Source organism: Bacillus cereus group sp. BfR-BA-01382, assembly GCF_022663475.1.
Taxonomy (GTDB): Bacteria; Bacillota; Bacilli; order Bacillales; family Bacillaceae_G; genus Bacillus_A; species Bacillus_A thuringiensis_S.
This window is the reverse complement of the sequence record NZ_JAKUFQ010000462.1, coordinates 1-211: the sequence shown is the minus strand read 5'-3', so window position 1 is coordinate 211 and position 211 is coordinate 1. Positions and strand designations below refer to the sequence as shown.

Below are 211 nucleotides of genomic sequence, written 5' to 3'. Positions count from 1 at the left end.
AATACGTTCCCGGGCCTTGTACACACCGCCCGTCACACCACGAGAGTTTGTAACACCCGAAGTCGGTGGGGTAACCTTTTTGGAGCCAGCCGCCTAAGGGGGGACAGATGATTGGGGTGAAGTCGTAACAAGGTAGCCGTATCGGAAGGTGCGGCTGGATCACCTCCTTTCTATGGAGAATTGATGAACGCTGTTCATCAATATAAGTTTC

1 rRNA gene is annotated in these 211 nt (G+C 52.1%); it reads left to right on the top strand.

Annotated elements, in window-relative coordinates:
* Positions 1-170, top strand: a 16S ribosomal RNA gene (locus tag MR160_RS34710); the annotation flags it as partial.
* Between the last annotated feature and the right edge of the window lie 41 nt (positions 171-211).